The sequence below is a fragment of the Streptomyces albus subsp. albus genome (assembly GCF_000719865.1).
Taxonomy (GTDB): Bacteria; Actinomycetota; Actinomycetes; order Streptomycetales; family Streptomycetaceae; genus Streptomyces; species Streptomyces albus_E.
In genome coordinates this window covers 12,315-26,105 of record NZ_JOID01000009.1, presented here as the reverse complement: position 1 = coordinate 26,105, position 13,791 = coordinate 12,315, and the positions used below count along the sequence as shown (strand labels likewise).

Below are 13,791 nucleotides of genomic sequence, written 5' to 3'. Positions count from 1 at the left end.
CTATGTCCAACATGCCGGTATGCGTGCACTCCTTGCTTCCACGATCGGTGTGGCCTGCGCGGCCGCTCTCTCCCTCCCCCTGGCCCTGCCCGCCGGCGCCGCCGCCCCCGGAGGCCCCCGGCAGCCGGCGGCCGCGGCGGCCGGGGCCCAACTGCCCGCCGGCGGAACCCAGTCGCTGCCGCTGTCCGCGCCCGCCGGCGCGGACCGGTCGGCGGGCGCCGCCGCTCACGTCCTGCCGGCCCGCACGGTCCGCCCGTACTCCATGCTCGGCATCGTCTGGGACGACGCCGGCGAGGAACTGCACGGCCGGGCCCAGGTCCGTACCCGCTCCACCGCCTCCGGGCAGTGGAGCGGCTGGCGGGACCTCTCCGCACACCACGACGACGCACCGGACCCCGCCCCCGGCGAACGACCCCGCGGCGGCACCGCGCCGCTCTGGGTCGGCGCGTCCGACGGCGTGCAGGTGCGGGTGCTGCCGGAGCGGACCGCCGACCGGGCCCCCGCCGCGTTCCCGGCCGGTCTCCGGATCGAGCTCATCGATCCCGGCGGCGACCCCGGCAGTGAGCTCCGCAGCCGGGCCGCCGGACTGACCGCCGCCGAACGGCAGAGCGCCGCCGCCAACGCGGAACTCGCCCCCCTGGGCGCCAGGAGGATCGCCCCGCTCGGCAAGGCCGCCACCGAGGAGGCCGCGCGGCGCTCCCCGGAGACCCGCGCGGCGAGCCGCTACATCGGCCCCCGGCCGGGCATCGTCATCCGCCGGGGCTGGGGCGCGAACGAGAGCTGGCGCGAGCGGCGGTTCCTCTACACGGACACGGTGCGGACCGCCTTCGTCCACCACAGCGGCACCGGCAACGGATACAGCTGCGCGGAGGCCCCCTCCGTCCTGCGCGGTATCTACCGCTACCACGTCCACAGCATGAAGTGGCGCGACTTCGGCTACAACTTCGCCGTCGACAAGTGCGGAACCATCTACGAAGGCCGCGCCGGGGGAGTGGCCCGGCCCGTCCAGGGCGCCCACACCCTCGGCTTCAACCACAACAGCATGGGCATCGCCGTCCTCGGGACGTACGAGACGGCCGAGCCCTCGCGGCAGGCCATGGAGGCCGTGGCCAAGCTCACGGCCTGGAAACTCGGCCTGTTCGGCCGGAACCCGGCCGCGTCGAGCACCCGCGTCTCCGCCGGGAACACCAAGTACCCGAAGGGAACCAGAGTCACGTTCCGCGTCATCTCCGGGCACCGGGACGGCTTCTACACCGACTGTCCCGGAGCCCGTATCTACGGCAAGCTCGGCTCCATCCGCGGTCTCGCCGCACGGCTCCAGGGCCGCTGACGCCACCTACGGGCGCCGGCGGTCTGCATAGACTGACGGCCGACCCAACCGCCGGCCCTGGCAGGAAGCAGAGAAGACAAAGGTGACTGAAGCGATCCTCCTGGTCGGCGGCAAGGGCACCCGGCTGCGCCCGCTGACGGTGCACACGCCCAAGCCCATGATCCCGGCGGCCGGCGTCCCCTTCCTCAGCCACCAGCTCGCCAGGGCCCGCGCGGCAGGCGTCGAGCACGTCGTCCTCGCCACGTCCTATCTGGCCGAGGTGTTCGAGCCGTACTTCGGCGACGGCTCGGACCTCGGACTCCACCTGGAGTACGTCACCGAGACCGAACCGCTGGGCACCGGAGGCGCGATACGCAACGTCGCCTCGCGCCTCCGCTCCGGGCCGGGTGAACCGGTGCTCATCTTCAACGGCGACATCCTCACCGGCCTCGACATCCGCGCCCTGGTGGACACCCACACCGCCTCGGGCGCGGATGTCACCCTCCACCTCACCCGGGTCGAGGACCCGCGGGCCTTCGGCCTCGTCCCCACCGACGACAGCGGGCGGGTGACGGCGTTCCTGGAGAAGCCCCAGACGCCCGAGGAGATCGTCACCGACCAGATCAACGCGGGCGCCTACGTGTTCGACCGTTCCGTGATCGACTCCATACCCGAGGGCCGGCCCGTCTCCGTCGAACGCGAGACCTTCCCCGGCCTGCTGGAAGCCGGTGCCCATCTGCACGGCATGGTCGACTCGACGTACTGGCTCGACATGGGCACCCCCCAGGCCTTCGTCCGGGGCTCCGCCGACCTCGTGCTCGGCCGCGCCCCCTCACCGGCCGTACCGGGCAACTGCGGCGACCGGCTCGTGCTGGAGGGAGCCGACGTGGCCCCCGACGCCAAGCTCACCGGCGGCACCGTCATCGGCACCGGCTCCCGGGTGGGCGCCGGGGCGAGCATCGACGGCAGCACCGTCCTGGACGGCGCGGTCATCGGCGACGGAGCCCGGATCACCGACTCCCTGATCGGCGCCGGTGCGGTCATCGGCGCCCGCACGGTGCTGCACGGCGCGGTCGTCGGCGACGGCGCGACCGTGGGCGCCGACAACGAACTCCGCGACGGCATCCGCGTCTGGTGCGGCGCCCGCATCCCCGAGGCCGGAATCCGCTTCTCCTCCGACCAGTGACCGGGAGTGCGCCTCGGGCCGGAAGCCACGCCACGCAGGCTCGGGAACCCGCACCGGGGCGCGCGGACGGCCGGGCGGCTCACCGGGCCCGGAGTACGGCGGCGCCGCTCCGCCGCCCTCCGGGCATCCGGCGGCCGGAGCCGTCAGGGGGTGCGCTTACCCTCGTAGGGCCCCACTCCCGCCCTGAGGACCGCCCCTCGTGAACCCCAGCCCCGCCGCGGCGCCGGACAGACCGGGCCGCGGCACCGCCCGCACCGCCCGCACCGCCGGCGCCCGCAGCCGGCGCTGGACACCGCCGTGGCCGCTCGACCTCGCCCGCACCGTCGGCGTGCTGCGCCGCGGCCCGGGCGACCCCGCGTTCCGCACCGAACCCGACGGGTCCGTCTGGCGCGCCAGCCGCACCCCCCTCGGGCCGGGCACCCTGCGGCTCGTGCGGCTCGGCACGGGCGAGGTCGAGGCGCGGGCCTGGGGCCCCGGAGCCGAGTGGCTGCTCGACGGCGTGCCCGCCCTCTGCGGCGCGGAGGACGAACCCGAGCGGTTCACCCCGCGCCACCGCCTGCTGTACGAGGCGCACCGCCGCCACCCCGGCCTCCGGCTCGCCCGCACCGGCCTCGTCCTCGAATCCCTGATCCCTTCCGTCCTCGAACAGAAGGTCACCTCCGACGAGGCGTACCGCGCCTGGCGGCTGTTGCTGCGGCGGCACGGTGAACCGGCGCCCGGCGCCGAGCACTTGCGCGTCATGCCCGACGCCCGCGGCTGGGCGATGCTGCCCTCGTGGGAGTGGCACGCGGCGGGTGTCGACGGCAAGCGCTCCGCGGCGATCGTGCGGGCCGCGCGCGTCGCCCGCCGCATGGAGGAGGCCGCCGCCATGGACCTCGCCGCGGCCTCCGCGCGGCTCCAGCTCATCCCCGGCATCGGCCCCTGGACGGCCGCCGAGGTCCTCCAGCGCAGCAACGGCGCGGCGGACGCGGTCACGGTCGGCGATCTGCACCTGCCGGGGATCGTGGGCTACGCGCTCACCGGCGCCCGCGGCACCGACGACGCCCGGATGCTGGAACTCCTCGCCCCGTACGCCGGACAGCGCCACCGCGCCTGCCGGCTGATCCTGCTGTCGGGGCGCGTGCCACCGCGACGCGCGCCCCGTTTCCCGGTCGGCGACATCCGCCGCCTCTGAGATGCGGCGGACAAGGACCCACCGGGGCACGGGGGTACGGCACTCCGCCGTCGCGCACCGCCTCCTCGCGTGGTTTTCCGCCGCTCCGGTGGCGCGCCGGTACACGGCTCACCGTGCGAGCCCACGACGGGCCGTGCCGACCGGCCGACCCGTCGCGGCACCGGCCCCCGCCACGGCACCGCGGCCCCGCACGAGAGCATCGGGCCGGCCCCCTCAGCGCACCTCGACGAAGGCCCCGGCGTCCCGCGCGGGCCGTTCGCGGGGCGGTGCCGCCGCGTGGCCGACCGCCACCGCGCCCATCGGGTCCCAGTCCGCGGGCAGCCCGAGCACGTCCCGCACGACGTCGCGGCAGAACATCGTGGACGACACCCAGGCCGAGCCCAGCCGTTCCCCGGCCAGCGCCACCAGGAAGTTCTGCACCCCGGCCCCGGCCGCAACGACGAACATCTCCCGCTCGGCCGTGTTCCGCCGCTCGTCCGGATAGGTGTGCGAGCCGTCCATGACCAGGCACGGCACCACCAGATACGGCGCCTTGCGCAGCACATCGCCCCGCCGGACCCGCTTCGCGATGCTCTCCTCCGAGAAGCCGTCCCCGCGCAGATCGGCGATCCAGGCCTCCCGCATGGCGTCCAGCAGTCCGGCGCGCGCCGTCTCCGACTCCAGCAGCACGAACCGCCACGGTGTCGTGTGGTGCGGCGCGGGCGCGGTCACGGCGGCCGCCGCCGCCCGGCGCACCGCGGCGCCGTCCACCGGCTCGGCGGTGAACTCGCGGACGGTGCGCCGCAGCGTCACCGCTTCGCGCACGGCCTCGGAGGTGCCGAGCCGGAACATGTCGTCGGCGGGATCGCGCAGCAGGTCCCGCGCGCCCCGGTCCGCCGCCCCCAGCCCGTCCGCGCCGTCCGTCACCACATGCGGCAGGCCGCGCACGACGGCGACGGGCAGCCCGCCCGCCTTGCCCTTCACCAGGTCGCCGGCGGCGGCCAGTTCGTCGGCGGTCGCGGTGACGGTCGCGCTGAGCCGGTTGCCGTGCGCGTCCTCACCGCCCCGCAGATCGTCGAGGACCCGCACCCCGGCGGCCCCGATGGCGACGTCCGTGAGACCGGCCCGCCAGGGCCGGCCGAAGGTGTCGGTGACCAGCACCCCGACGTCCACGCCGAGGGCCTCCCGCAGCCCGTCCCGGATCGCGCGCGCCGAGGCGTCCGGGTCCACGGGCAGCAACAGCACCGTGCCGGCGGGGGTGTTGGAGGCGTCGACGCCGGCCGCCGCCATGATCAGACCGTGCCGGGTCTCGGTGATCCGCAGCCCTCCCCGGCGGGCCACCACCCGTACGGTCTCCGCGTCGATGGCGGCCTCGCGGTCCGCGGCCTCGGTGACCCTTCCCTCCGCCTTGCTGACGATCTTGGAGGTCACCAGCAGGACGTCGCCCTGCGCGAGCTCGGGCATCCCGGGCGCGGTGGCCGCGCCGGCGATCAGCCCGACGAGATCGTCCCCCGGGCGCACCTCCGGGATCCCGGGCAGCGCCCAGACCCGGTAGGAGGGGCAGGGGGGAACGGCCGCGCCACCGCTCACGCCTGCACCTCCCCGGCCAGGGCGAGCGCCTCACGCGCCATGGCCGCGGTGCTCTCGGCGTCGGTCATCAGCAGCGGTACGGCGCGGCAGCGGATACCGGCCGCCTCCACGGCCTCGACGGCGTCCGCGTCGGCGGTGTCGACGAGCCAGCCGTCGAGCAGGCCGGAGCCGTAGTGCTGCGCGACGGCGGCCGCCGTGGACTCGACGCCCACCGCGGCGAGCACCTTGTCGGCCATGCCGCGCACCGGCGCGCCGCCGATGACGGGGGAGAGGCCGACGACCGGCACGCCCGCGTCGGCGATGGCCTCGCGGATGCCCGGGACGGCGAGGATCGTGCCGATGCTGACGACCGGGTTGGACGGCGGGAAGAGCACGAGGTCGGCCTCGGCGATGGCGTCCAGAACGCCGGGCGCCGGCTTGGCCTGCTCGGCACCGACGGGCACGACGGCGTGCGCCGGCATGGCGGCGCGGTGCCGCACCCAGTACTCCTGGAAGTGCACGGCCCTGCGCCCGCCCCGGCCTGCGGCCCCGCCACCGGTCGCCTCGCCGCCTTCGGCGGGGGCTCCGGCCTCGGGGTCGTCGATCAGCACATGCGTCTCGACCCGGTCGTCCGTCATGGGCAGCAGTCGCACCCCGGGCTTCCAGCGGGCGCACAGCGCCTCGGTGACGGCGCTGAGCGGGTAGCCGGCGGCGATCATCTGGGTGCGGACGATGTGGGTCGCGAAGTCCCGGTCCCCGAGCCCGAACCACTCGGGCCCCACGCCGTACGCCGCGAGCTCCTCCTTGACGGTGAAGGTCTCGTCGGCCCGGCCCCAGCCCTGCTCCTCGTGAATGCCGCCGCCGAGCGTGTACATCACGGTGTCGAGGTCCGGGCAGACCTTCAGCCCGAACAGATGGATGTCGTCACCGGTGTTGCCGATGACGGTGATGTCGGAGTCGGGACTTGCCGCTTTGAGACCACGGAGAAAGCGGGCGCCACCGATACCCCCGGCCAGAACCACAATGCGCATAAGAACAGTGTGTCAGCCGGAGGCTGGTCGGTTGAGGGTGGTGGTGGGTGACGGGTGGGAGTGGCGGCAAGCCGGGGCGCCCCGCCGTCAGCCGGCCACCGTGGTGTCGGGGCGGGCCCGGGTCCCGGCACGGAGCGTGCCGGGTTCGTGCATCGGCATCTCCGTGAGCCCCGGGAAGTAGACGTGCAGGCTGACGGCCGGGGCGAGGGCGTCGTTGACGACCTCGTGGACGTAACCGGGGGCGAGGACCCGCTGTGCCCCGGGCCGGAGCACGCGCGGTGCGGAGGCCGAGCGTTCCGTCAACTCGCCCTCCAGAACGGTCAGCACGGCCGATGAGGGGCCGTGGCCGTGCGCGCCGCTGCCCTGCCCGGGAAGCCAGCTCAGCAGCCAGACCTCGTAGCCGGGACCGGTCCGCAGCCGGTGGTACCAGCGGCTCGTGGGGTCGTACCGGACGAGCGGTGCCCAGGAGGCGTGGTCGTCGGCGACGGCGCGGGCGAGTCCGGCGAACTCGGCGACCGTGGCGGGGTGTGCCGGTACGGGCGGCAGGAGGTGGGGGACGGCGAGCGGGTCGCCGGCGATCTGGACGTCGCTGTTCATGGGAGGTCGGTTCCTCGGCGTAAGGAGAGCTGACGGGCTGGGGCGAGGGCGATCAGCCGTGTCGATCAGCCGCGCCGGCCGGCGGTGCCGCCCGACGGCCGGGGGCGACGGCGAAGCCGGCCCCGGGGTGGGCGGGAGCGGTGCTCAGCGGCGGTGAACGGCGGTGGCGATCAGTGCTGTTGATCCGCGGCGGTGATGGGCGGCGGTGATTCAGCAGCCGGAACAGCGACAACAGCCGCGACGGGCGCCCGGGGCACAGCGGAGCGCGACACCGCACGAGAGGCGGGAGCGGGTCCGGGAGGGCGCGAGCGTCAGTGACATGGCACCCAGAAGACCGGGAGCGCTCCTTCCTTGTCAACCCGGTGTCAACCCGATGCCCGCTTTGGCGGGTGTGGTTCACCTCTTCCGGGGACCCGGCACGGTGAAAGGTTTGTGCACCCCGATTCGGGGACACACGGCGCAGCAGTCGCCGGGGTGCGCCGTTGTGCTTCTGTGATCCGACTGTGACCGGCTCCGTTCCGCCGGAGCCGGAAGGGCAACGGGGCTACGGGTGCCGGCGTCTCTTGTGTCGAGGGGGTGGTCGCGGGTGAACGCTGCAGACTGTCACGCTTTAGGACGATTTGAACACTTTCCGCAAAGCCTTGGTTCCCCAGAGTGAATAAGGGGCCCAATAGCAGATCTCGGCTTGACTGGCCTGGATCGGCACACTTGTAATTTCACTCGTGTCGTTCGGCCGTTATCGGTAACGGCAGCATCACGGGGACGCAAAGACAGACAGGGGCGCACATGACCGAGCTGTTCCAGCAATTGCTGGTCGAGGAGGCGGATGAGGAGCTCGGATGGCAGGAGCGCGCGCTGTGCGCCCAGACCGATCCCGAGTCCTTCTTTCCGGAAAAGGGCGGTTCCACCCGTGAGGCGAAGAAGGTCTGCCTGGCCTGCGAGGTGCGTTCCGAGTGCCTCGAATACGCCCTCGCCAATGACGAGCGTTTCGGCATCTGGGGCGGGCTCTCCGAGCGCGAGCGCCGCCGGCTGAAGAAGGCCGCCGTTTGACCGTCGGGCCCTTCCGCGGATTCACCCGGCGCCCGCGCACACCGCACATACCCGTTCCGCCACCGCGTCTCCGCACCCGCACCCGAGCGCGGCCACGCGCGCCACACCCGCGCAGACCGCACATACGCACACATTTCCCAGCCCGCCTCCCCCGCAGCCGCGTGGGAGGCGGATTGCTGTGCGGACGGCCGGGCCGGTGCCCCGCTCCGAGCCGTTAGTGTGGGGGGCCGTCCGAGACACACCCGACTCCTCGCGAGCGCGTGCGTCCACCGCAGTCCAGCGAACCGGGGCCCGTACCTCGATGTCCGTGCACAGCCACTCGGCGCACAGCCAACCGGCCGCCCCCTCCGGAGCCGCCGCCCCCGCATACCCGCGGCATGTCGTCACCGCCGTGCTCGTCTCCCACGACGGCGCCCGCTGGCTGCCGCAGGCGCTCGCCGGACTGGTCGGCCAGGAGCGGCCGGTCCAGAACGTCATCGCCGCCGACACCGGCAGCGCCGACGAGTCCGCCGCGCTGCTCACCGAGAGCCTCGGAGCCGACCGGGTGCTGCATCTCGCGCGCCGGTCCGGCTTCGGCACGGCCGTCGACGAGGCGGTCCGCACGGCCGGGGTGCTCACCCCCGACGACCTGCCGTATCTCAAGCGCCCCAGCGGCTGGGACCCGGAGACCCGCACCTGGCGCGACGACGCCTACGACATGCCGGAACTGCCGCACGGAGAGCCCGTCCAGTGGCTCTGGCTGCTGCACGACGACTGCGCTCCCGAGCCGGACGCCCTCGCCGAGCTGCTGCGGGTCGCCGACTCCTCCCCGTCCACCGCGATCGTCGGTCCCAAGCTGCGCGGCTGGTACGACCGCCGGCAGCTGCTGGAGGCGGGCGTCAGCATCGCCCGCAGCGGCCGCCGCTGGACCGGCCTGGACCGCCGCGAGCAGGACCAGGGCCAGCACGACCAGGTGCGCCCGGTGCTGTCGGTCTCGACCGCCGGCATGCTGATCCGGCGCGACGTCTGGGACGAACTCGGCGGTTTCGACCGGCGGCTGCCCCTGATGCGCGACGACGTCGACCTGTGCTGGCGCGCCCAGGCCGCGGGCCATCAGGTCCTCGTCGCCCCCGAGGCCGTCCTGCGGCACGCGGAGGCCGCCGCGCGCGAGCGGCGGCCGATCGACTGCGCCGGCCGCTCGGCGGCCAATCCGCACCGCGTCGACAAGGCCGGCGCGGTCTACACGATGCTCGTCAACTCCCGCGGCGCGGCGCTGCCGTACGTCCTGCTGCGCCTGGTGCTCGGCACCGTGCTGCGCACGCTCGCCTATCTGGTCGGCAAGGTGCCCGGCCAGGCGCTGGACGAGATCGCGGGCCTCCTCGGCGTGCTGCTGCGGCCGGGACGGATCCTCGCCGGGCGGCGCCTGCGCGGCCGGCCGGCGGTCGAACCGGCCGATCTGCGGCCGCTGTTCCCGCCCCCCGGGGCGACGGTACGGGCCACGGCCGAGGCGGTCGTCGGCAACTTCAGCGGCCGCTCGGAACCCGAGCTGGCCTCCGGCGGCCGGCACGGTGCCGTCGAGTCCGGACCGGGCGGTGACGACGCCGACTTCCTGGAGATCGAACAGTTCGCCAGGCTGAAGCGGATCGCCCGCAAGCCCGGGCCGGTCCTCTTCCTCCTGCTGCTGGTGGTCTCCCTCGTCGCCTGCCGCGGACTGCTCGGCTCCGGCACGCTCGCCGGCGGGGCCCTGCTGCCCGCACCGGCGGACGCCTCCGACCTCTGGGACCGCTATCTGTCCGCCTGGCAGCCGGTCGGCACCGGCGGCACCGAGGCGGCCCCGCCCTACCTGGCCGTCATCGCCGCCCTGTCGACCCTGCTGCTCGGCAGCACCGGCGCGGCCCTGACCCTGCTCCTCGTCTGCTCGGTGCCGCTGGCCGGGCTGAGCGCCTACTTCGCCTCCCGGCCGCTGGTCGAGTCACGCCTGCTGCGCGCCTGGGCGGCCGTGGCCTACGCCTTCCTGCCCGCCGCTACCGGCGCGCTGGCGGGCGGCCGGCTGGGCACCGCGGTGCTCGCGGTGCTGCTGCCCCTGATGGCCCGCGCGGCCGTCGCCGCCGGCGGACTGGCCCTCCCGGCCGGCCGCGACGGCGACAAGGACGGCGACGGAGACGGGGCCGGGGCACCGGCCGCGCGCCCGAGCTGGCGCGCCGTCTGGGCGTACACCCTGCTGCTCACCTTCACCACCGCCTTCACCCCCGTCGTCTGGCCGCTGACGCTGCTGCTGGGCGTCGCCCTGCTCGTCGCGCGCACCGTGCGCCACCAGGGCGGTACGGCCGCGTACGGAGTGCGCCTCGCGCTGGTGCTGCTCACCCCGCTCGTCGTCCTCGCCCCGTGGTCGCTGTCGCTGCTGACCTCGCCGTCCGGCTTCCTCCGCGAGGTCGGTCTGGGGTACGGCACCGGGTCGGCCGGCGCGCTGGACCTGCTGATGATCAGCCCCGGCGGACCGAAGGCGGCCGGCGGTTTCCTCCTCGCCGGGCTGGTGCTCGCCGCCCTGGCCGCCCTGCTCCGCGACGACCGGCAGCGCGCGGTGCGCACCGCCTGGGCCGTGGCGATCGCCGCCCTGCTCCTGGCCGCGCTGTCCAACGGCTCCGCCTGGGCCGGGCCCGCCACCCTCGTCTACGGCATCGCGCTGCTGTCCGCCGCCGCGGTCGGCGCGGAGAACGCGCGCGAACGCGTCGCCGCGCAGAGCTTCGGCTGGCGGCAGCCGGTCGCCGCGCTGATCGCCCTCGCGGCCGCCGCCGGTCCGCTGTTCTCCGCCGTCGCCTGGATGTACGGCGGAGCGGCCGGCCCGGTCGAACGGCGCGACCCCGTGCAGGTGCCGCCCTTCGTCGCCGAGGAGAGCCGCACCCAGGACCAGGCGCGCACCCTGGTGCTCGGCGGCGAGCCGGGCCGGGTCTCGTACACCCTGGTGCGCGGCTCTGGCGCCGCGCTGGGCGACGCCGACCTGGCCGCGGCGAGCGGCGGCGACATCCGGCTGGACGGCATCGTCGCCAACCTCGTCGCCGGCTCCGGCGCCGACCAGACCGACCAGCTCGGCGGCTACGCGGTGCGCTACATCCTCGTCCGGGACGGAGCGCCCCGCGAGACGCGCCGGGTGCTGGACACCACCCCCGGGCTCACCCGGCTCAGCCAGGAGGACGGCAGTTCCCTCTGGCGGCTCGACCGGCGCGTCGCCCGCGTCACCGTCGTGAAGCCCGAGGGCGGCGGAGGCGCGGCGGGGAACGCCGAGCCGGTCCCCGTCGCCGCCGGTCCCGTCGAGGCCCACACCTCCGTCCCCGCCGGACCGGAGGGCCGGGTGCTGCGCATCGCCGACCGGGCCGCCCCCGGCTGGACCGCCACGCTCGACGGTGAACCACTGACCCCCACCACGGTCGACGAGTGGGCCCAGGGTTTCGAACTGCCCGCGAACGGCGGTCGGCTGGACCTGACGTACGAGTCGCCGCTGAGCCACACCCTGTGGACCGGGGCCCAAGGGCTGCTGGCCGTCGTCCTCGTGGTGCTCGCCCTGCCCGGACGGCGCCGGGAGGTCGACGACGACCTGCCCGAGAGCGGACCGGAGCCGGTCGTGCCCGCGCAGCCCGTGGACGGCGAGGGCCGCCGGGCCCGCAGGCTGCGGGCGGCAGCGGAGGCCGAGGCGGCCGCGCAGGGCGCGGAACCGGAGAGCACGCGGGAGCAGCAGCCCGTGCCCGCCGGGACCGCACCGCCCGCCGCGGCGGCGGCCGAGGACGACCCCTTCGAGGCGTTCGACGCCTTCCGGGCCGCCCAGGCGGCCGAGTCCGCGGACGCGGCGGCGACGGGGGCGGCGGCGCCATCCGGGGCACCGGCCGCGCCGTACGCGGAGGGTGTGCCACAGCAGCCCCACGGCAGCTGGGACCAGCAGAACTACGCCCCCGACGGCGGACAGCCGTACCCGGGTGAGCAGTACCAGGGCGACCCGTACCAGGGCGGTTCCGACCCGAGCCAGGGCGGACAGCAGTACCACGGCTACGGCGACGGTCAGTACCAGCAGTACCCGCAGTACCCGCAGTACGGCGCCGGCCCGTACGCCGATCCGTACCAGCCGGACCCCTACCAGGCCGGCGGGTACGGCGAGGGGCAGCAGCAGTACGAGGGCGCGCAGCCGTACGACGGCCCCGACCCGTACGGCTACCCGGCCCAGCCCTACGCCGCCGACGGCCGTCCCGACCAGAGCGACACCGCCTACGGGGACGACGGCCGGCCCGCCCCCCACCGCGACGGGAGCGACCAGCAGTGAACCGCACCACCCTCTCCCTGCTCGCCGCCGCCACGGCCCTCGCCGCGGTCACCGGGGTGGCGGCCCTGGCCGCCCCCGGCGAGACGCCCGGCCGTTCCGCGGCCGCCGCCGAACGGCTGCCGGTGGAGCGCTCCGAACTGCTCTGCCCGGAGCCGTCCCTGTCGGAGCTGGCCGAGACCGGCTACACCTCCTTCACTCCCGAGGGCGGTGCCGCCGCGGGATCCTCCGGCGCCAAGGGCACGGCCGGACTCCTGCCCGCCGGACAGGAGCCGGACGCCGCCGACGGCAAGGACGGCGACAAGGACGACGAGGACGACAGGGACGACAGGGACGAGAAGGACGGCAAGGACGGCAAGGACGGCAAGGACGCCGGGCCCGACCCCGTCGCCCCCCTGAAGAAGCCGGGCGCCCCCGCGGTCGCCTCCGTCTCCGGGTCCGACGCCCCCGCCCTCATCGGCACCGCCGACGGCGCCCTCGCCCCCGGCTGGACGGCCCAGCAGACGACCGTCATCAGCTCCGGCCAGGGACGCGGCGTCCTGGGCGTCTCTTGCACCGCCCCCGACACCGACTTCTGGTTCCCGGGCACCAGCACCGCCGAGCGCCGCCAGGACTACGTCGAGCTGACCAACCCCGACGACACAGCCGCCGTCGTCGACCTGGAGCTGTACGGCAAGAAGGGCCGGATCGAGACCGAGACCGGCGAGGGCATCACCGTCCCGCCCCGCTCCGCGACCTCCGTCCTGCTGTCCACGCTCACCTCGGGGAAGGCGGACGATCTCGCCGTGCGGGTCGCCGCCCGCTCCGGCCGGGTCGGCGCCGCCGTCCGCGCCACGGACAGCGGGACCGGCAGCGACTGGCTGCCGTTCTCCGCGGTGACGGACGGCCGGGCCGTGCTCCCCGGCATCCCGCCGGACGCGACCTCCGTACAGCTGGTGGCCGTGGCGACCGGCGAGCACGACGCCGATCTGAAGGTGGAACTCGCCGGGCCGACCGGCTCGTTCACCCCGGCGGGTCACGAGACCCTGACGCTGAAGCGCGGCATGGTGACGTCCGTGGACCTGAACGACATCACCAAGGGCGAGCCCGGCTCCCTGGTGCTGACCCCGGCGGACGGCGGCGACGCCGCCCCGTACGCCGTCGCCCTGCGTGTCGTCCGCGGCAAGGGCGGCGACCGGGAGATGGCGTTCATCCCGGCCACCGGGCGGATCGAGGCGCGCGGCACCGCCGCCGACAACCGGGCCAAGGGCTCGGTCCTCTCCCTGGTCACGCCCGGCAAGGCCGCGAAGGTCAAGGTCACCGCCTCGGCGGGCAGCGGCGGCGGCGAGCCGGTGAGCAAGGAGTACACGGTCAAGGCCGGGACGACGCTCAGCGTGCCGAAACCCCCCGTCCCCTCGGACGGCAAGGGCACTCACGCGCTGACCGTCGAGGCACTGTCCGGCGGCCCCGTGTACGCCTCCCGGATGCTCGAACTGCCCAAGGGCGGCGTGCCGATGTTCACCGTCCAGCCGCTCCCCGACGACCGGGGCACGGTCGTCGTGCCCGAAGCGGCCGAGGACCTGTCCCTGCTGATGCGCTGAGAGCACGGGCCGGGCGCGCCCACCGGCCGCG

At 75.1% G+C, this 13,791-nt stretch carries 9 protein-coding genes; 6 read left to right on the top strand and 3 right to left on the bottom strand.

Annotated elements, in window-relative coordinates; genetic code table 11:
• Positions 1 to 19 precede the first annotated feature (19 nt).
• The 3 genes from IF83_RS0111400 to IF83_RS0111390 all read left to right on the top strand — a co-directional run bounded on the left by IF83_RS0111400 (position 20) and on the right by IF83_RS0111390 (position 3,669).
• Positions 20 to 1,330 carry a peptidoglycan recognition protein family protein gene (locus IF83_RS0111400; protein WP_030543991.1) on the top strand — a complete coding sequence of 437 codons (1,311 nt, stop codon included), beginning with the start codon at positions 20 to 22 and terminating at the stop codon, positions 1,328 to 1,330.
• An 82-nt stretch (positions 1,331 to 1,412) separates the two neighbouring features.
• Positions 1,413 to 2,495, top strand: a complete 1,083-nt coding sequence (gene manB / locus IF83_RS0111395) for a mannose-1-phosphate guanylyltransferase (protein ID WP_030543990.1) — start codon at positions 1,413 to 1,415, stop codon at positions 2,493 to 2,495.
• Between the two features lie 328 nt (positions 2,496 to 2,823).
• On the top strand, positions 2,824 to 3,669 hold the full coding sequence (locus IF83_RS0111390) for a DNA-3-methyladenine glycosylase family protein (protein ID WP_051722686.1): 846 nt from the start codon (positions 2,824 to 2,826) through the stop codon (positions 3,667 to 3,669).
• 213 nt (positions 3,670 to 3,882) lie between these two features.
• Here the strand turns inward: IF83_RS0111390 and IF83_RS0111385 are convergent, their stop codons facing one another.
• The 3 genes from IF83_RS0111385 to IF83_RS0111375 form a co-directional block, all read right to left on the bottom strand.
• Positions 3,883 to 5,238: a coenzyme F420-0:L-glutamate ligase gene (locus IF83_RS0111385; RefSeq protein ID WP_030543988.1), complete on the bottom strand. Its 1,356-nt coding sequence runs from the start codon at positions 5,236 to 5,238 to the stop codon at positions 3,883 to 3,885.
• Complete coding sequence (locus tag IF83_RS0111380) at positions 5,235 to 6,248, bottom strand: 2-phospho-L-lactate transferase (RefSeq protein WP_030543987.1); 1,014 nt, start codon at positions 6,246 to 6,248, stop codon at positions 5,235 to 5,237. The genes IF83_RS0111385 and IF83_RS0111380 overlap by 4 nt, the downstream gene beginning before the upstream one ends.
• Positions 6,249 to 6,335: 87 nt before the next feature.
• On the bottom strand, positions 6,336 to 6,845 hold the full coding sequence (locus IF83_RS0111375; protein WP_051722673.1) for a cysteine dioxygenase: 510 nt from the start codon (positions 6,843 to 6,845) through the stop codon (positions 6,336 to 6,338).
• Between the two features lie 786 nt (positions 6,846 to 7,631).
• On the opposite strand from IF83_RS0111375, the gene IF83_RS0111370 reads away from it, so the two are divergent.
• The 3 genes from IF83_RS0111370 to IF83_RS0111360 all read left to right on the top strand — a co-directional run bounded on the left by IF83_RS0111370 (position 7,632) and on the right by IF83_RS0111360 (position 13,760).
• The gene (locus IF83_RS0111370; protein WP_004952403.1) at positions 7,632 to 7,895 is read left to right on the top strand and encodes a WhiB family transcriptional regulator; all 264 of its coding nucleotides are present in this window, start codon (positions 7,632 to 7,634) and stop codon (positions 7,893 to 7,895) included.
• A 301-nt stretch (positions 7,896 to 8,196) separates the two neighbouring features.
• Positions 8,197 to 12,183, top strand: a complete 3,987-nt coding sequence (locus IF83_RS0111365; protein WP_030543985.1) for a glycosyltransferase family 2 protein — start codon at positions 8,197 to 8,199, stop codon at positions 12,181 to 12,183.
• Positions 12,180 to 13,760 carry a DUF5719 family protein gene (locus tag IF83_RS0111360; protein ID WP_030543984.1) on the top strand — a complete coding sequence of 527 codons (1,581 nt, stop codon included), beginning with the start codon at positions 12,180 to 12,182 and terminating at the stop codon, positions 13,758 to 13,760. The genes IF83_RS0111365 and IF83_RS0111360 overlap by 4 nt, the downstream gene beginning before the upstream one ends.
• Positions 13,761 to 13,791: the final 31 nt, after the last annotated feature.

Bases quoted from the DNA above. Each gene is read 5' to 3' on its own strand.
- IF83_RS0111400 (WP_030543991.1), top strand. From the start codon at position 20: ATGCGTGCACTCCTTGCTTCCACGATCGGTGTGGCCTGCGCGGCCGCT.
- IF83_RS0111380 (WP_030543987.1), bottom strand. From the start codon at position 6,248: ATGCGCATTGTGGTTCTGGCCGGGGGTATCGGTGGCGCCCGCTTTCTC.
- IF83_RS0111375 (WP_051722673.1), bottom strand. From the start codon at position 6,845: ATGAACAGCGACGTCCAGATCGCCGGCGACCCGCTCGCCGTCCCCCAC.
- IF83_RS0111370 (WP_004952403.1), top strand. From the start codon at position 7,632: ATGACCGAGCTGTTCCAGCAATTGCTGGTCGAGGAGGCGGATGAGGAG.
- IF83_RS0111365 (WP_030543985.1), top strand. From the start codon at position 8,197: ATGTCCGTGCACAGCCACTCGGCGCACAGCCAACCGGCCGCCCCCTCC.